The sequence below is a fragment of the Sorangium sp. So ce367 genome, assembly GCF_051520455.1.
Lineage (GTDB): Bacteria > Myxococcota_A > Polyangia > Polyangiales > Polyangiaceae > Sorangium > Sorangium cellulosum_B.
Genome location: NZ_CP150334.1, coordinates 7,759,545 through 7,776,995 on the forward strand (window position 1 = coordinate 7,759,545; position 17,451 = coordinate 7,776,995).

The 17,451-nt window shown below is 69.1% G+C and carries 18 protein-coding genes; 14 read left to right on the top strand and 4 right to left on the bottom strand.

The features are described from left to right. The first annotated feature begins 8 nt into the window (after positions 1-8). Positions 9-947 (top strand): aldo/keto reductase, encoded by a 939-nt coding sequence (locus tag WME97_RS29280; protein WP_437542246.1) that lies wholly within the window; start codon positions 9-11, stop codon positions 945-947. A 16-nt stretch (positions 948-963) separates the two neighbouring features. Here WME97_RS29280 and WME97_RS29285 read toward each other — a convergent pair whose 3' ends face one another. Beyond that, positions 964-2,562 (bottom strand): DUF885 domain-containing protein, encoded by a 1,599-nt coding sequence (locus tag WME97_RS29285; protein WP_437542248.1) that lies wholly within the window; start codon positions 2,560-2,562, stop codon positions 964-966. A gap of 470 nt (positions 2,563-3,032) precedes the next feature. After that, complete coding sequence (locus WME97_RS29290) at positions 3,033-4,364, bottom strand: serpin family protein (protein ID WP_437542250.1); 1,332 nt, start codon at positions 4,362-4,364, stop codon at positions 3,033-3,035. Between the two features lie 338 nt (positions 4,365-4,702). On the opposite strand from WME97_RS29290, the gene WME97_RS29295 reads away from it, so the two are divergent. From WME97_RS29295 to WME97_RS29320, 6 genes are all read left to right on the top strand, one after another. After that, positions 4,703-5,098, top strand: coding sequence for a type II toxin-antitoxin system PemK/MazF family toxin (locus WME97_RS29295; protein WP_437555523.1), 396 nt, complete (start codon positions 4,703-4,705; stop codon positions 5,096-5,098). Positions 5,099-5,180: 82 nt separating this feature from the next. Next, the gene (locus WME97_RS29300) at positions 5,181-5,909 is read left to right on the top strand and encodes a HEAT repeat domain-containing protein (RefSeq protein ID WP_437542252.1); all 729 of its coding nucleotides are present in this window, start codon (positions 5,181-5,183) and stop codon (positions 5,907-5,909) included. Positions 5,910-5,971: 62 nt separating this feature from the next. Further along, positions 5,972-7,294 carry a hypothetical protein gene (locus WME97_RS29305; RefSeq protein ID WP_437542254.1) on the top strand — a complete coding sequence of 441 codons (1,323 nt, stop codon included), beginning with the start codon at positions 5,972-5,974 and terminating at the stop codon, positions 7,292-7,294. 96 nt (positions 7,295-7,390) lie between these two features. Then, entirely contained in the window at positions 7,391-7,855 is a 465-nt protein-coding gene (locus WME97_RS29310; RefSeq protein ID WP_437542256.1) for a MarR family winged helix-turn-helix transcriptional regulator, read from the top strand. 75 nt (positions 7,856-7,930) lie between these two features. Beyond that, the gene (locus WME97_RS29315) at positions 7,931-8,470 is read left to right on the top strand and encodes a carboxymuconolactone decarboxylase family protein (RefSeq protein ID WP_437542258.1); all 540 of its coding nucleotides are present in this window, start codon (positions 7,931-7,933) and stop codon (positions 8,468-8,470) included. A 128-nt stretch (positions 8,471-8,598) separates the two neighbouring features. Further along, positions 8,599-9,153 carry a hypothetical protein gene (locus WME97_RS29320; protein ID WP_437542259.1) on the top strand — a complete coding sequence of 185 codons (555 nt, stop codon included), beginning with the start codon at positions 8,599-8,601 and terminating at the stop codon, positions 9,151-9,153. 53 nt (positions 9,154-9,206) lie between these two features. On the opposite strand, the gene WME97_RS29325 is transcribed toward WME97_RS29320, so the two are convergent. After that, a complete protein-coding gene (locus tag WME97_RS29325) occupies positions 9,207-9,674 on the bottom strand; it encodes a DUF3072 domain-containing protein (protein ID WP_437542261.1) in 468 nt (155 codons plus the stop codon). 217 nt (positions 9,675-9,891) lie between these two features. On the opposite strand from WME97_RS29325, the gene WME97_RS29330 reads away from it, so the two are divergent. From WME97_RS29330 to msrB, 7 genes are all read left to right on the top strand, one after another. Continuing rightward, positions 9,892-10,731, top strand: coding sequence for an SDR family NAD(P)-dependent oxidoreductase (locus tag WME97_RS29330; RefSeq protein WP_437542263.1), 840 nt, complete (start codon positions 9,892-9,894; stop codon positions 10,729-10,731). A gap of 184 nt (positions 10,732-10,915) precedes the next feature. Beyond that, positions 10,916-12,346 (top strand): SPFH domain-containing protein, encoded by a 1,431-nt coding sequence (locus WME97_RS29335; RefSeq protein ID WP_437542265.1) that lies wholly within the window; start codon positions 10,916-10,918, stop codon positions 12,344-12,346. A gap of 206 nt (positions 12,347-12,552) precedes the next feature. Beyond that, positions 12,553-13,125 carry a hypothetical protein gene (locus WME97_RS29340; protein WP_437542267.1) on the top strand — a complete coding sequence of 191 codons (573 nt, stop codon included), beginning with the start codon at positions 12,553-12,555 and terminating at the stop codon, positions 13,123-13,125. Positions 13,126-13,282: 157 nt separating this feature from the next. Continuing rightward, the gene (locus WME97_RS29345; protein ID WP_437542269.1) at positions 13,283-13,699 is read left to right on the top strand and encodes a DUF6210 family protein; all 417 of its coding nucleotides are present in this window, start codon (positions 13,283-13,285) and stop codon (positions 13,697-13,699) included. Positions 13,700-13,866: 167 nt separating this feature from the next. Beyond that, entirely contained in the window at positions 13,867-14,274 is a 408-nt protein-coding gene (locus WME97_RS29350; protein WP_437542271.1) for a VOC family protein, read from the top strand. Between the two features lie 218 nt (positions 14,275-14,492). Next, on the top strand, positions 14,493-14,699 hold the full coding sequence (locus WME97_RS29355; protein WP_437542272.1) for a hypothetical protein: 207 nt from the start codon (positions 14,493-14,495) through the stop codon (positions 14,697-14,699). A gap of 1,018 nt (positions 14,700-15,717) precedes the next feature. Further along, the gene (gene msrB / locus WME97_RS29360; protein ID WP_437542273.1) at positions 15,718-16,116 is read left to right on the top strand and encodes a peptide-methionine (R)-S-oxide reductase MsrB; all 399 of its coding nucleotides are present in this window, start codon (positions 15,718-15,720) and stop codon (positions 16,114-16,116) included. 167 nt (positions 16,117-16,283) lie between these two features. On the opposite strand, the gene WME97_RS29365 is transcribed toward msrB, so the two are convergent. Beyond that, positions 16,284-17,408 carry an ATP-grasp domain-containing protein gene (locus WME97_RS29365; RefSeq protein ID WP_437542274.1) on the bottom strand — a complete coding sequence of 375 codons (1,125 nt, stop codon included), beginning with the start codon at positions 17,406-17,408 and terminating at the stop codon, positions 16,284-16,286. Between the last annotated feature and the right edge of the window lie 43 nt (positions 17,409-17,451).

Here is a 17,451-nt window from a genome sequence, read left to right on the forward strand (position 1 = left end):
ATACGCGAATGAAGATCAAGCGACTGGGCACGACCGATCTGTTCGTATCCGAGCTGGGCTTCGGGGCCTTCGCCATCGGCGGACACAGGACAGGAAACAGCTACGGACCCACCGATGACGCCACCTCGATCGCCGCCGTCCACGCGGCGCTCGACCTGGGGTGCACCTTCTTCGACACCGCCGATGTCTACGGGTACGGCCACAGCGAGGAGGTGCTGGGGCGCGCGCTCCGCGAGGCGCGGCGGACGAACGACGTCGTGATCGCGAGCAAGGTCGGCGGGAACTTCAGCACGGGGCGCACCGTGCTCGATTTCTCGCGGGAGCACATCGTCACCGCCATCGACGGCAGCCTCCGCAGGCTCGGCCGTGACACCCTCGACCTCTACCAGCTGCACAACCCGCCGGTGGAGCTGATCCGGTCCGGGGAGGCGTTCGACGCGCTGGACGAGGTGAAGCGGAGCGGCAAGATCCGGCACTACGGCGTCTCGATACACACCGCCGAGGAAGGCGAGGCGTGCATCGAGGGGCAGCGGGCCGAGGCGCTCCAGCTGGTCTACAACCTGTTTGGGCTCCTCGAGCCGGAGTCGTCTCTCGGGGTCATCTTCGATCGGGCCGTTCAACGCGGGGTGGGCCTTATCGCGCGTGAGCCGCTGGCCGCAGGCTTCCTCTCCGGGCGGCACGACCTCGACACGCGGTACGGCGCCGGCGACAACCGCGGGCACTGGCCGATGGGGCGCCGGCGGCTCTTCGTGGCCCTCGCGAACGCCCTGCGGCGGCTCGAGCGGCCCGGCGTGAGCTTGAGCCAGGCCGCCCTGCGGTTCGTCCTGGATGAGCCGGCGATCAGCACGACCATCGTCGGCATCAAGACCCCCGAGCAAGCACGGGAGAACTTCGGGGCGACCCAGGTCCCGAGCTTCCAGGAGCTGGAGGCGAGCACCGCGGCCTGAGCTCTCCCGGGGCCTGCTAGGGCGCGGCGCTCAGCTCTCGCTTCACCCCCTCCGCCACGATCGGCAGGGGGGCGAAGCCCTGGTGCAGGATGGCGTCATGGAAGCGGGCCTGGTCGAAGCGCGACCCGAGCGCGCGCTCGACCTCGCTCCGGAGCTGCCTGAACTTCTCGAGGCCAAAGAAGTACGCCGTCGCCTGGCCAGGCGACCGGAACGTGTAGCGCTGGATCTCGGCGTCCGTGAGCGCCTCCGAGGTGCCGAGCTGGGCGTGGAGCACGTCGCGCGCCTCGCCGACCGACACGCGCCCGGATTGCAGCCAGGGATCGAGGAACGCCCTCGCCTGCCGCACGAGGAGGTAGTGCAGCGCGACGAAGCGGCTCTCCTTCGGCATGAACGGCCGCATGAGGTCCTCGCAGTAGAGCGCCCAGCCCTCGAGGTTCGCGGCGTTGAACGCGAACAGCGTGCGCGCCGGCGACATCCCCCGCGCGATCGCCGTCGTGAACTGCATCTCGTGTCCGGGGCGCCCCTCGTGCACGAGGAGCGGCCACACGGCGGCCTCGTAGGTGAAGTCGTCATAAGGCGGCGCGCCCGGCGCGGGCGCGCCCGGCATCAGCACCGCGATGTCCCGCTCGCCCTTCAGGAAGCCCTGCGTGTCGATCGTCGGCGAGGGGTTGAGCGCTATCTCGGCCGGGGTCGCCGCGCGGAACAGGAGCGGGCGGCCGGGCAGCGTCATCAGATGCTCCCTCCGGATCACCTGCTCGATCTCGGCGATCCGCCGCCCGAACAGCGCCTGGAGATCGGTGCCTGTCCGCTGATCGCGCTTGAGCGCCGCGAGCACGCGCGCCGGGTCGCTGTCGGCGAGCCGGCGCTCGGCGGCGATCTCGCCCGCGAGCGCGCGCCAGGCCGTCATCGTCTCGTCGTAGGCCGCGCGGGCGCGCGCGGCGAGCGCGGCGGGCGCATCGTCGACGCCGGCGTCGCGCAGGTTCATCGCGTAGAGCTCGGGCGGCAGCCGGAAGTCGTCGCGCGCCGTGGGCAGGAGCTCCGTCTCGACGAAGCGCCGCCAGCGGTCGAGCGCCGCCCCGAGCGCCTCGGCCTGCGGCAGCCGCGCTTCGCCGGCAAGCGCCACGATCGCGTCGCGGAGCGAGGGGATGTTCACGAGGAGCTGCTGCACTTCGGGCCGGGTTGGCGGCAGCTTGCGCGCGGAGACGTCCTCGCGGATCCGGGCGATCGCCGCGTCCACCAGGGGCACGGCGCCGTCGCCGAGGTACCGCCGCGCGCGGCGCTCACCGATCGCCCGGTGCCCCGGCGGGGCCTCTGCGCCGAGCAGGGGGGCGAGCCCCTGGTAGATGGTCTGGCCGACATCGGTCACCCGCACCAGGACGCGGGTGGAGAGCCGGGTCCGCTCGGCCATCCTCCTCGCGGCGTCCTCGAGGATCAGCAGATCGGTGCGGGCGTCCGCGTCGGGCTCTTCCTTGCGCCCGTCCGCGAAGCGCGAGGCGACGGCCTGGAGCGCCCGCACGTCGCGCTCATCGGACGACACGGCGACGTCGACGACGGCCTCCTCGAAGCCCTCCACGCCCAGGTAACCGACCTCCTCCGGCGCAGCCTGGCCGATCACCTGCAGGAGCTCCTGGGCATATCGATCCCGGCGCGATGAAGCGGTCTGAGACGGGGAGGGCGAGGGCACGGTCACCGCCACGTTCGGTGGTTGCGTCTGGCACCCGGAGGATGCTGCGATGAGCGTGGAGGCCGCGAGCGCGCGGCAGGCGCGCCACACGCCCGCAGGCGCTGCGCCGAGGCGCCCCCCAGCCCCCCGGGCCGTGATCGCGCCGCGCCGAGCCCATCGTTGGAGCAGCCTCTCCGAGCGGTGATCCCGCCTCAGGGCCGTGGCGACGTCACGGGGGCGCATCGAGGGAGGTACTCTAACCTACAGGCACGACCACCACAAGATCCGCCGCCCGGCACGGCAGTGATGGTCTTGCTCGTGGCGTGAGGCCACGGTGCTCACGAGGGCAGTCGATCCGACGACGGTTGGAAGGACCTGGCTCCCGTGCCACGCGGGCCAGGTCCCGCCTGCCTCACGTCTCCTCAGTGCGCCGTCGGATCGTTGACGCGCCCAGCGAAGAGGAGCGCCTCCGTGTGCAGATCGCTGATGAAGAAGAAGAACGGCCGATCCAGCACGATCGCCGCGGGCTCGGGGAAGAAACCCGAGCCCGTGGAGCCGATGAGGACCGCCGTCGCCGCCGCGGCCTCGGTCCCGGCCTCGTCCACGTCGATGACCGCCTTGTGGATGACGTCCTGAATCTGGAGCCCTCCATCCGCGAGGATCCCGGAGAAGTCGGCGCTGGGGCCAAAGGCGGCGCCCATTCCGAGATCCGTGAGGGCCTTCTTGAGAGAGGCCCCTGTGCCAAACGAGAACTTCGGCATCGTGATGTCGACCGACCGCGTCTGCGTCGAGGCGATGATCGTCTCGAGCGCCGCGCCGTCGAGGGACTCCGCCAGCGCGTCCGCGTTCCCCTCGGCAGGCAGGACGAGGAACATCGAGACGGGGGTGCCCGCATAGGGGATCTCCACCGCTTCCCAGCCGTCGCCGGCGCCGTAGCGCGTCTCCTGTGTGCCGTGCATCATCTGGGCGGTGACGCTCGCGCCGTCGCCGCGCTGGAACGCGCCGGGCTTCGTCGCGTCCTCGTTGAACGGCGTGTGCCACGCGGCGTCGAAGTAGATGGCGTTGGTGAGCACGGCGAGCGTCTCCGAGTTCACGTTCTTCTTGAGGAGCTCCGGAATCATGCCCTCCGTCTGGTCCTTCACCCACGCGTTGATGAGGCTCTCGGCCTCGTCCGGCGCACCGAAGTCGGCGAGCCGCACGCGCGCCCCGTAGTTCTCGCCGAGCACCTTCAAGAACGGCTGTTCGAGCGGGAGGTCGATCTGCGACCAGATGGCGTTGGCCGTGTGGAGCCGGAAGCCGCCTCCCTCGACGTTGCTCGATCCCTCGGCGCGCCTGTGGAGCTCGAGATCCACGTAGTTGAACGCCGGGTGCAGCCGCTCCTGCGGGAGCTCGAACCGCATCGTCGCGGCCATCGCCTGCTCCGTGGTGGTCCGCGCGCCCGCGTACGCCATCGCGAGCGCCGTCGAGATGCTGTAAGGCGAGTAGACGACGTTCCCGTTCGCGCTGGGGAGCACGCGGCCGAGGTCGAGCGCGAAGCTCGCGTTGCTGCGCGTCAACAACACCCGATCCTCCTCCGAGACGACCGGGTTCTCGATCCGCGCCGCGTCCGAGGGCAGCACGCAGCCAGCCTTCTTCTCGAAGCACTCGACGGCCCCGCCGCCCCCTCCCTGGCCCGAGCCGCCCTGTCCCTGATCCGAGCCACCGCCGCCGGTGCCGCCTCCATCGTTCGAGCTGCACCCCGCGAGAGCCGACATGACAAGGGTCGCCAAGACAATTGATGTTCTCATGATGCCAGGGTTTTGCAGCCTGCGTGCCAGTGCGCTTTTGCGCCGCAAATCGCATGTTCGTCCTTGGGGAGACGCGCAGACCCGGCAAGCCTGGAGCAGATTGTGCCAAGATGAGCCGAATGGGGTGCTCACAAGTGAGCCGGGATGCGTCGGTGGTGACGAAACCGAGGGATCGGCGGGGGGTGGATGTGCCTGTGCCTCCTTGCCAGACCCCGTGGTGTGCTGGGAAGGTCGTGCCGCACCAGCGGGTTGCGCCGAGGTGCGCCACGGACCATCCTTCGGGCCGACGCGAGAGGCACATGAAGATGGACGAGGGCGCAGGAGAACCGACAGGCACGCGCTCGGCGCGGATCGATCGCGGCGACGTGTTCTGGATAGGGCCCGATGACTCGCGGGGGCCTGTCCCGAGCTATTCCCATCCCCATGTGGTGGTCCAGGACGACGTCTTCAACCACTCGCGCATCACGACCGTGGTCGTGTGCGCGCTGACGTCGAACCTGGGCCGGGCGAACGAGCCTGGGAACGTCCTGCTCGACGTGGGCGAGGGCAACCTTCCCAGGCAGAGCGTCGTGGTCGTGTCGCAGATCTCCTCGGTCGAGAAGGCCCGCCTGGGCGAGCGGATCGGGTCGCTGTCCGACGCACGGGTGGATCAGATCCTGGCCGGCCTGCGCTTCCAGCAGGTATCGTTCTTCAGGCGGTAGCGAGCGGGTGCGCCTCGTGGGACAGGTCGACTTCACCGAGGCAGCGACGTTGGACGAGCGCGGTTTCTCTGGAGGATGATGAATGCCTCACCACGGTGACCCGGAGGACGACTTCAAGAAGGCGCTTGCCCAGGATCGGGCGCGGATCGATTCGGCCATCGAGCGTCTCTCGGGGGAAGAGCCGAAGCCTGAGCGGTTCCTGCTCGCGCTCGCCGGGGCGTGGGGCCGCCAGGTTTCATGTCTGAAGTGGCTGCCGCCGGTCGCCCCGACCGAGCGTGGCGTGAAGAGCGCGGCCCGCTGGGTACATGCATCCAATCCAAACGTCCAGCGAACCGCCCTCGTCGCCCTCGAGAGAGCCGGGGTGGCTGCGCGGCCTGTCCTGAGTACGATCGCCGATGCCCTCACGAGCAAGGAGCCCACCGCTCGGATCGCCGCGGCCCGCGTGCTCGCGCGCGCTGCGCCGTGTCCCGAGCAGGCGCCGGCGCTCCGTCGTGCGCTCTCCGACGAGCTGTTCACCGTGCGCTGGCTGGCGGTGGAGGCGCTCGCGCGCAGCGGCGATGACCATCCCCTGGCGCCGGTCCTTGCGGCGTCACGTCCACGGCTGGACGCTCGGCTTGCTCCCTATCGGCTCGATGGCTGGCTGCGCGCGGTCACCGCCCTTGGACGGGGTGCGTCCGCGCTGTTGCCCGAGCTGGACGAGCTCCTGGACCGAACCTCCCAGCTCAGCCAGAGCGACACGTGGTGGCATGAATCGAGGTTCACGCTCGAGCGACTCGTACGGGAGCTTCGTGCGACCCAGGGTGATCCCTGAACGGGTTCATCTCCCGCGCACGCGAGGCCATCCCAGCGCCTTCGTCCATGGACGACATGACCATGAGCCGACGACCGAGCCCCCGTCTGCGGACCGCAGTGCTCGCGCTCTCCGCTGCCAGTTGCGGAGGCGCGGCGGGCCCCTCCGCCGCCAGCATGCCCTGCCCACCCCCCACGCCGCCTCCGGCGGCCTCGCCGGTCGATTCCGCCGGCAAACCTGGCCGCACGAAGCTCAGCGTGGCCCTCATCCCGTGGATCCCCGACGCCGCCGGCGATGACTTCGCGTCCCTGCGAACGATGATCGAGGACGGGTTCGAATCGCAGCATGCGGCGATCGATCTCGAGCTGCGCCTCGTCAAGTCCGATGACAGCTACCACAATCCGACGCGCCTCGCCGGATGGCTCGCGTCCGGTCGCCACGATCTCGTCGAGATCGACACCGTGGTGCTGGGAGATCTGATCGACGCCGGCGTCCTCGAGCCGTGGCCTTCCGTGCCGGAGCGCGACTACCTGGCCGCAGCCAGGTCAGCCAGCACCGAGATCGACCGGAGTGGCAAGTCCGTCTGGTGGGGTGTACCCCACCTCAGCTGCGGGTTCTTCCTGGTCACGAGATCCGAGAAGCTCGACGCCGCTCCCAGCATCGCCGGCCTCGTGAAGGCCGCGCGCGAGAGCGGGAAGCCCCTCCTCGGGAATTTCGCGAGCAGCTGGGATCTACCCGCCCTCTACCTGGACGCGCGTGTCGACAACGGGCTCGATGCCACGAACCCGCTGACCCTGAGCAACGCCGTGAAGCCACCCCTTCACGCCGGCAGCACAGCGGCGCTCAAGCAGCTCGCCGCGCTCTGCCGGCAGGGTGACAGGAACCCTTGCATCGACGGGACGTACGACGAGACACTGGAGGGTCCGGTCGAGGAGTTCGTGAAGGGCAGCGCGATCGGGTACTGGGGATACAGCGAGCGCCTGCATCGGACTGTCACCCTCATGAAGGCGCAGGGCGTGCCCGTCGAGGGGCTGCGTGTGTCGACGATCCCGCTCGGCACCAGCGCCACGCCCCTCCTGTTCACCGATGCCTTCGTGCGGCGCAAGGGATGCTCCGGCGACCCAGCCTGCAACGCCGCGGCCGCCGCGTGGGCGGAGTTCATCACCCGCGACGACGTGATGCGCGATCTGCTCATCTCCAGGGATGCCGGGCCGACCGCGGTGCCGCGCTACCTGTTGCCGGCCACGAGCTCCGCGTTCCAGGCCGAGCCAATAGCCAGCGACGCCCTCTACGCGGAGCTTCGTCCTCTGGCCGAGTCCGCGAGATCCTTTCCCTCGCACGCGTCGATGTACGAGCGGCGGAGCGCGCTCGTGCACCTGATCGAGACCGAGCTCGCGGCGCCCTGAGGGCCATGTCGCTCGACAGGGCCCGGCGAGGCCGTGCGGCACATCACACGATTGATTGCATTGACAACCAAATCCTGTGCGGTAGGATCGGCCGTCATGCGCGACCAGTTCACGGCCGACGGGGGGATCGTCCTCGACAACGCGCTCGGCTTCTGGGTGGCGCGCGTCTACCTCGCTTCCCGCGCCGAGATGTACCGGCGCTTCCGCGCGCACGGCGTCGAGATCACGCCCGAGCAATGGATGGTCCTCGTCCGCCTGTGGGAGCAGGAGGGCGTCACGCAGACGCACCTGGCCGAGCGCACCTTCCGGGACGTGCCCACGATGAGCCGGATCCTCGCGCTCATGGAGCGCGACGGGCTTGTCGAGCGCCGGCCCGACCCGACGGACCGGCGCGCCCGGCTCGTCTACCTCACCGCGCGCGGGCGAGCGCTGCGCAAGGCCCTGTCGGGCGAGGCCAAGGCCCTCGTGGACACGTCGCGCGCCGGCATCCCGGAGGAAGATCTCCTCACGACCCGGCGCACGCTGCAGCGCATCCTCGCGAACCTCGAGCCCGAGGGCTGAAGGTCGCCCCGCCCTCCACGCCGCCTTCTTCATCGTCAATTAATTGCATAGACAACCAATTCAGGAGAGACCCGCATGAGCCAGACCGCTGCTTCCCCTCACTTTCCTGCGCACACGCTCGACACGGCGCCCGCGGCGGCCCGCTCCGCGCTGGAGCAGGCCTCGCGGAAGTTCGGCTTCCTGCCGCTGCCCTTGGCGCGCTTCGCGACCTCGCCGCTCCTGGTGCGCGCCTTCGATGAGCTCCTCGCGGTCTTCGAGGGGGCGACGCTCTCGCCGGTGGAGCGCGAGGTCGTGGTGATGGTCATCGCCGGCGAGAACGGCTGCGATCTCTGCCGCACGATGCACCGCGGGCTGCTCCTCCGCGCGGGGGCTTCCCCCGAGGTCGCCGCGGCGCTGTTCGAGCGAAGGCCGGCGCCCGACGCGCGTCTCCAGGCGCTCGCGGCGTTCACCGAGGCGACGCTGCGCGAGCGGGGCCAGGTGCCGGACGCCGATCTCGACGCCTTCCTCCGCGCGGGCTTCACCGCCGAGCAGGCCCTCGAGGTGATCGTCGGTATCGGCACAACCACGCTGTCGACGTTCGCGAACCGGATGACCCGCTCCCACGCGCTTCGCTGAGCCGCACGGAAGCGCGGGGCTCGAGAGCGGAAGCGCCGCCGTGATCCCCCGTTGGTCTCCTTGACAAGGCGGGGGAAGCGTCAGGTACGCTGGCTCTGCACGACGGACAGATTCGAGGTAGCAGGTGTATGACTGCGCAAATCGGTGACGACGTCGCCTATGCGGGCGCTGACTGGAGCCTGGCGGGCGTGAACGGCGGTGAGCTGTTCGACCCGGCGAGCTACGGACTTCGTGTTCGCCCGGCGAGCACTGCGTGCTGGCGTGGCTTCGTTTGTCGCTATGAGCTTCGCGACAACACCCTGTACCTCGACGGCCTGGACGTCGCGCTCGAAGGCGAAGCTCCTCCCCTGTTGGACAAGATGCCGCAGAAGCCGGCGACGCCCCTCGGATTCACGGCCGCCTACGAAGGCATCGGGCTCCACGTCCCGTTCAGCGGCGGCCTGCTTCTCGCGCGCGACTTCTTGCTCGATCTGTATGTTCACATGGGCTTCCACCCGGCGTGGAAATACGCCCATGTCCTCGAGGTGGAGCTCGAGGCGGGACGCATCTCGCGCGTCACCGACTGCTCGAAGCCGATGGCCGACATCCGCAGCCGCATCGCGGGCACGGAGGAGCCAGGCCCGGGGAGCTCCCACGAGGACATCGAGGCGTGGGTCGAGCGTGCCTTTTCCCGCAAGTACTGACGCGGCCGTCGGACCCCACGCCTCCGGGGCGGCGAGCTGAAGCGCCCCTCCGGTCACTCCCGCAGCTTCTGCCCGCGCCCGGTCTTCGCCTGCAGCTCGTCGATGCGCTTCGACGCCTCCGCCTTGGTCAGGTTCGCGTCGAAGTCCACGCCCGCCTCCTGGGAGAGCGTCTGGAGATACGAGGCTTGCGCTCCTGTCATCGGCTCGTCGCCCGTCTTCCACTGCTCGGGGTCCTTGCGCGTGTTCTCGACGCCGGCAGCCCCCTCCGCGCCGCCGGAGGCGCCCACGGCGTCCCGCAGTTCGTCGATCTTCTCGGACGCCTCCGCCTTGGTCAGGTCGTCGGGGACCTCTTCGCCCTGCTGCTCTGCGAGCGTGTGCAGGTACGACGCCTGCGCGCCCGTCATCGGCTCGTCGCCTGTCTTCCAGTCGCGCGGATCCTTCTGGACGTTCGACGGCCGCTGCTCGCCTGCTTGCTCCGCGGCCCTGGGATCGGCCGTCTGCTGCTCTCTTTTCGTGCTCATCTCCCGTTTCCTAAAGCCGGGAGAGCGCGTGGCAAGCCCGCGAGGACGCCGCGCGATTCGTCGTCACGTCCCGCAGAACGCGCGCTTCAGCCTGCGGGAGCCGGGCGCGTCGAGCGGATCGCGCGCACCGTGAACGACGATCGTCGCGCCCCGAGCCAGGCTGGGGTAGCACGTCTCGAACACCACGTCTTCGTGGCGCCAGGGTGAGGAGGGATCGATGTCGAAAATCGCACTCGTTACAGGCGCGAACCAGGGCCTCGGTTACGCGATGGTGGCCCGTCTGTGCCAGGAGTTGCCGCCGGGCAGCACCGTGTACCTGGGGGCGCGGGATCCGGAGCGCGGCGAGGCGGCCGTGGCGCGCCTGCGCGAGCAAGGCCTGCAGCCGTCGCTGGCCCGGCTGGACGTGACCGACGACGCCAGCGTCCAGGCCCTGGCGGAGACGGTGGCGCGCCGTCACGGCGGGATAGACATCGTGCTCTCGAACGCGGCCGCGCGCATCGTGAAGGACCAGCCGCAGGCGGTCCAGGTCCGCACCTTCATCGACACGAACAACCACGGCACCTACCGGATGATCCGCGCCTTCGGGCCCCTGCTGCGCGACGGCGGGCGGCTCCTCGTGGTCGCGAGCGCCTTCGGCTCCCTCGGCAAGCTGGATTCGCGGCTGCACCACCGCTTCGACCCCGCCACGCGATCTCTCGAGGACATCGAGCGCGTCATGGACGAGTACGTCGAGCTGGTCGAGCGCGGCGAAGCAGAGGCCCACCATTGGCCGGCGTGGATCAACATCCCGTCCAAGGTCGCGCAGGTCGCCTCGATGAAGATCCATGCGCGCCAGCGACAGGCCGAGGCCGCACAGCGCGGGCTCACCATCGCCGCGCTCTGCCCCGGGCTCGTGGACACCGACGCGTCGCGCCCGTGGTTCGACGACATGTCGTCGGCGCAGTCGCCAGCGGATGCGGCAAAGAACGTCCTCTGGATCTGCACGCAACCCGCCGAGTCGACGCGCGTAGTCCATGGTGAGCTCGTACAGCACCGACGGATAATTCCCTGGATATGAGGCGACAGCGCTCCATCCTAAACCGGCGCTGCGCTCCATTCCGGATCGGCGCTGCGCTCCATTCCGGATCGGCGCCTCGCCTGTCGCGGGTCGCCGGCGCGCGGCGCGGCCCCGGGACGCCTCCTTCGCCGTGTCTCCTGCCTGGCCCGCTTCCTGCGAAAGCCGTTCTCGCGAGGTAGAGGTCATGACGCACATCGAGCAACGCAGGGTCATCATCCACGAGAACGGCGTGCCGGGCGGCGCCGCGGCGGTCCTCCACGCGGACGACCACGGGACCGGGGCGGCGAATCGCGGGCGGTACGATCAGGGCTGGCGCGCGGGCAAGCCGGCCGAAGATCCAGAGAAGCTCAAGAAATGGGGCCGTGTCAGCGCGAAGCCGAGCGAGTACCTGATTCACATGCGGCGGGGTAGCCTCCGGCCCACCTCCGGTCAGGGCGCCTCGTGCTTCAAGCTCCCGGGCGACAGCGTCGCCATCGTGCCGACCACGGTCCAGAAGCTCCAGTTCACGGCCGACCAGGTCACCCTCGAGAAGGTCGGCGTGGAGATCACCGGGCTCGCCGTCTACCGCATCGTGGAGCCGCTCATCGCGTTCCGGATGCTGAACTTCTCGTTCCCCGAGCGCGCGCAGGAGAAGCTCGAGGCGCTCCTCGTGGACATGTTTGCCGGCGCCGCGCGCCGGCTGGTCGCGAACCTCTCCGTCGAGGAGTGCCTGACGCGGCGGAAGGAAGGGCTCGCCAGCGAGCTGATACGAGAGATCGTGCCCGTCGTGTCCGGGCGGGGCAGCGCCGAGGACGCCACGGACAAGGGGTGGGGCGTCCTCATCGATACCATCGAGATCCAGGACGTCCGCATCCTCTCTCCGGCGGTGTTCGGCAACCTCCAGGCGCACTATCGCCAGGAGCAGGAGCGGAAGGCCAGGGAGGCGTCGCTGCTCACCGAGCGCGCGGTCCGGCAGGGCGAGGCCGAGGCGCAGCGCGCGATCGAGCTGACCAAGCTCTCCGCCGAGGTCGAGCTGCGCACGCGACGCCAGGAGACCAGCGAGAAGGCCCGGCTCGAGGAGCTCGCCTCCGAAACGCGGCTGAAGGAGACGCGGCTGGCCCACGAGCAGCAGATCGCGGCGCTCACGCTGAGGGCCGAGATCGAGAAGACGACGCTCGAGGCGGCGGCGGCGGCGGCGCGCCACGCGGCGAAGATGGCCGCGAGCGCCCAGGAGATCGACCTGCTCACACAGCGCGCGGCGATCGCGGGCGCGCGCCGCCTCGTGGCCGAGGCCGAGCTCGCGATCGCCGAGATCGAGGCGAAAAAAGCGCGGCTCACGCAGGAGATCGAGATCGACCGCGCGCGGGCGCTGCGGGAGATCGAGAACACCGTGTCGCCGGAGGTCATCCGGTTGACGGTCGCGCAGCAGATGCCGGCGCTCGCCGCCGCGTTCCAGCAGCGGATGGGAGAGGTGCACATCACGGCCGTCGATGGCGCCAACCCGTTCGGGTACATCGCGGCGGCCGTGGAGGGGGTGATGGGGCTGGCTCGCGCGGCAGGGCTCGAGGTGCCGTCGGCGCGCGCGCAGAAGGCGGAGCTGACCGAGGAGAGCGGGCCGGACAGCAGCCGGCGTTGAGCCCGTCCGCGCCGTCGTCCGGCGTTGGAACCCGCGCGATCACGCGTTGGTCTCCTTGAGGAGCCGGATCAACTGACGCGCGACACACGCGCGCCTGAGCGAGTCGCTGGACAGGTACGGCATCGGGCTGCTGTAATTGCCAGCCTGAAACACAGCAGGATCTACCAAGGATGACACCCCACGGCCCGCCGCAACCAGCACCCGGAATGAGCAAGACCGCCGTCGCTTTCCTGTTCCTGTTCATCGGGCTCGTGGTGGGGTTCTTCGCCGGAATCGGAGCGACGAAGGCCGGCGCTGCGTTCCTCGAAGATCTCGCGTCGAGCGAGGCGCCTGCCGATCTGGCGCACGCCCGGAGCTATGCGCGGCCCGGCTTCTCCTTCAAATACCCAGGAAACTGGAGCGTCGAGGCGGACCCGCCGGACAATGATCCCGATCACCACGTGAACGTCGAGAGCCCCGGCTCGTGCATGACGATGCTCTTCGTCCTTGACGTGCCGACCGATCCCGCAGACAACCTTCAGGCGCAGATCGACGGGTTCGTCCCCAAGCTGCTCTCTGCGCCTGCACGCACGCCGTTTACCACCTGGGGCAAGTACGCCGGACAAGGCATGCTCCTGAAAGGGAAGCTGCTCGGCGTGAGCTCGGGCTCGGTTCGCGTGTTCTCTCACGCGGACGACAAACGTTCGTTCATCGCGGTGGAGCAATGCCATGACGAGGACATGGAGAATGTGAAGCCTGGCCTCGATCTGGTGGAGTCTTCCTTCGACTTCTCACCTTGAGCCTGCGCCGTGGCCCACGGTCTGGAACCATCGCTTCGTGGGCAAACATCGCGGAGCCGGATAGGCCGGATTACTCACGAACCGTCGCGCGAGCTGCCCAGCGAGCGGCGGCGATCGGCGCCGCGACAGAGCCGCAAGCGTTCGGGAGGCGAGGACGATGAACAAGATCATCAGGCTATACGACGCAGGCCTCGGCCTGCTCATCCCCTGCCCGAGCGGGGTTATCTACTCGAATCAGACCTGTGGGAACGTTTGCATGCAGCCCGAGATCGAGGGCGTATTCGTTCCGCTCGACGCCGAAGACGGGTGGCGCGCCCTCGCGGCGCACTTCGAAGGACCGAAGTACATGGGCAGCGGCGCGATGCTCGGACTCGACCAGGAGGACGCGGATGTCGTCGACCGCATCCTGCGCGAGTGTCGCATCGTCGGCATCGTGACCGACCGGGCGCGTCTCGTGGACTCGCACGAAGCGTGGGTGCACGCCGTGATAGGAGGCGAATCGGATTGGAGCCCTTTCACTGGGTTCGGACCGTACCCGCGCCCTGGGATTCTCACCTGGCCCAATTCCGATTGATGGCCGCGCGCTCGTCGGGCGCGAGCTGCTCGGCGGCAGCGCCAGGCAACTCTTGTCCTCGGCAGTCTTCGGCTGTCCGCTCGGCACCGCTCTCTCCGGCGCGTCCGTGCAGGCCATCCCGCGCGTTGTCGCTTGCCACGGACGACCGCGAGAGGTACCTCGTACCCATGCCCAAGGACGCCAGAGTCTTCGTGTTCGATCACGTCTCGGTCGGTGTCGAGAACCTCGAGCGTGCCGCGGAGTTCTACGACGCCTGTCTGGCGCCGCTCGGCTTTGTCCGGCTCTCGCAGAACGCCCGTAGCGTGGCGTATGGGCCCGAGGGATACGAAGCTGAGCCGCTCTTCGCCATCGTCGCGTCCGGTCCTGGCGCGACGGCGCCCGGTCGAGGCTTCCACCTCGCCTTCGTTGCCCCGAGCCGCGAGGCGGTCGATCGTTTCCATGCGGAGGCCCTCGGCAAGGGCGGTGTCGATGAGGGACCGCCCGGCGTTCGCGAGAACTACGATCCCGGCTATTACGCGTCGTTCGTTCGCGACCCGGACGGCCACCGGCTGGAGGCGGTGCTGCACGAACGTTGACCGTGCGGCCGTCGGCCGGCTCGATCGCCAACCTGCTGGGCGGGGGGCCTCTTGGCCGATCGAGGCTCCGCCCGGCCCGTGGCCGGTCCGGCCGCCGCGGCTCTCAGAGCGCCTGGCGTACGAGTTCGCGGACGAGCTCGAGCTCGAGTCGTGATAGAAACAGGCGAGAGGGGTCGCGATGCGCCGGATGTGAGGCGGAGCGAGCTCGCATCGCCTTGATGACGTTCAATGACGTCATCCTCCGTCAAGCTTTCTCGCGCGCGCTCGACGTCGTCGACCTCCGCCTTGTCTGCTCGGAGGTGGGGGACTTCGCGAACGCCATCGAGCCGTCGGGCGCCGGCGGCTTGAAGATCGCGCAGGCGCTCGTCCGCGCGCTGGGCGCCGCCGCAGTCCAGAAGCGAGCGACGACCGTGACCGCCGGCTAGAAGGCCCGTTGCGGCTGCGCGAGCCGACCGCCGTTTCGACTCGGCGCCAGTCCACGTCGCCCCACATGAATTTCTGCGGCGGCTCCGGATGTGCCGGCATCGACGGCACCTCGAACCGGCTCATCTGCTGCCGTGTGCGGTAGAACGTGGTAGCATCGCACCACGACGATGCCGGTCCGGGATGCCTTCCGTTGGACAGAAGGAACAAGACCTCCCGCAGCGAGCGGAGATCCGAACCATGCGAACCACCTGGATCGTTCAGACGAACGTCGAGCCTGGATCGACATCCCCAGCCGCTCTGCGTCGTGCGTGCTCCACGGAGCAGCGGCCCTTCCATGAAGTCTCTGTCATTGCTGGTTCCGCGACGCTCCAGCCGTTTTTACTCGGCAGACGTGGAGCGCGTCGTACGAACCGTCTCCGAGCATCAGGAGCGGGCAACCTAGATCATGCCGACCTCTGCCCAATCAGGCGCTGGTGCCGACGGGCGCGTCGCGCCCGCGGCGCAGCGCAAGGTCGTTGGACTGGTGCCGATGACCTGGTGAAGCCATGGCGTGGAAGACTCTGCTGGATGATGCCCGATGGAACCACCGAGACGACCCGGCCCGTGCCGACGAGCTCGTTGGGCGGGCCATTCGCTCTGCGGAGGCGGAGACCGAAGCAGCGGAGCGCGTGCGCGCGTTCGAGTCGATCGCCGACTACCTTGACGGCCGAGAGCGGTGGGCGGAGGCGTCCATGGTCTACGGCGCTGGAGGAGACATTACCGGTGGCCGCAACAGGTGTAGCGTGCGGCGATCTCGGCTACATGCACTACGCGCCCGATCTCACGCAATGGCTTCGGCAACTTCAGGAGGAACCTCTGGACTATGAACGCGATCCCGAGGATGAAGCCTGGCCAGAGCGACAAACGGGTTGAAGCCGCGCGCAAACAGCGAGAAGCTGAGACGCCAGAAGACGCATGTCGGCCGCCGACGCCGAGCCGAACGGGCGTGACACCAGAACTCAACGATGGGATCCAGCGATGGCAGACAAGAAGTTCTCGAAGACTGAACCCGAGTGGCTCTTGCTGCTCGGGCCGCATCGCTACCGAATGCTCCGCTACGGCAACACCGAACGTCCGTACACGGGGCAGTACTGGAACCACCACGGCACGGGCGTCTATCGATGCGCCGGCTGCGGCACCCAGCTCTTTTCGTCGCAGACGAAATTCGACTCTGGGACGGGCTGGCCCAGCTTCGGCGCAGTCCTCGACGAGAAGCGGATCGAGCGCCGAGCCGACCGGAAGCATGGCCTCGATCGGGTGGAGGTCGTATGCGCGCGCTGTGATGGCCATCTGGGGCACGTCTTCGATGACGGGCCAGCGCCGACGGGCGAGCGCTTCTGCATCAATTCCGCCTGCCTCGAGTTCGAGAGCGAATGACGCGCTAGGCGGCGAACGTCGCGTCGACAGCTGGGCCGTGACCGGCAGGTCCCGCCGAGCGCCGCCCGGAGCGCCCGGGGTGTCGCCGGGGAGTGGGATGCCCTCGGCCACGAGGCGCTCCAGCTGCTACATGGCCGGTCGGCCGGCTGGACAGCCAGGCAAACCGATTACCCGAGCAGCCATACCGCCGGGCTCTGCTCGACACGTTCGCCGGCAAGTATCGCAGCGCTGTCGAGGATATCGGTCCACGGCAACGCGGCGTACCCGGCACGGTGGGCGAGGTCGGCGCCGAGCGCAGCGACGAGCAGGGCGTGCGCCGAGGGCACGTTGTACCCCGCGGCATAGAGTGGGTTGAGCTCAAGGACCACTGGCTGGCCGCCTCGAACGAAGGCCACGTCAGCCACGTAGTTCGCCGGGAGATCAGCCGTGAGGAGCGCAGGGACAAGGTCGCGAACCGCCCGCTGCACCACGTCGCGCCTGGCAGTGAGCTCATCGGCGAGGAGCCGGCGCGCGTCGTCGATGAGGACCTCGAAGGGGCCGTGGTAGCTGGCCATGAGGAGACGGCCACCCAGCACCGTCAGCCGCACTTCGAAGGGCACCCGGATGGCGTTGCGGTCGCCGGGAAGGGTGGCGAGCTCGATGCGCTCGAGGTCGAGGTGCTCGCGCAAGGCGAGGCCACCGACATCGAGAGCGACACGCAGGCGGCGGACCACCTCGAAGACCGTGGCCTCGATGTCCGCCTGGTTGCTGCCGTAGTAGAGCTCGGGGTTGGCGGACTTGGCCGACGAGTAGAAGCCGCGGACGAAGACCCCGGCGTGGGGATCGATCTCCGCATCGAAGAGGGCGCCGTAGATCGCCTCGGTCAACAGCTGGCGCACGGCCGCGGGAGAGTCGATCGCGGCAGCGACGGCGGCGTCCACGGGCAGTAGCGCGGTGCGTGGCGTGGGGACACCGGCGTTCGTGAGCACCGAGTAGAATCGATCGAGCCCGAGGACCCGCTCCACATGCTCGGGGAGGTCGAGCACACACGCGGCGCCGGCAGCGACCGCTCGAGCGAAGATGGAGTGGTATGCGGCGCGGGGTAGCATCGGCAGATCGATCCAGGACACACTGCCGCTGACCCCCTGCGGCGCGTCGAGCCGGGCGACGTCGCAGACCGCGAGGTCCCAGCCATGGAGGCGGGCGAGCTGGGCCCAGAACGCATGGCGACGCCGGATCATGGCCACGTTGCGGGGGTCGGCCTGGGCATCGAAGGCACGGTTGAGATCGGAGAGGAGAGCGACGCGGGACACGGGTCCAGCATCGCACTTTTCACTGGATCAGGACGACTCGGCG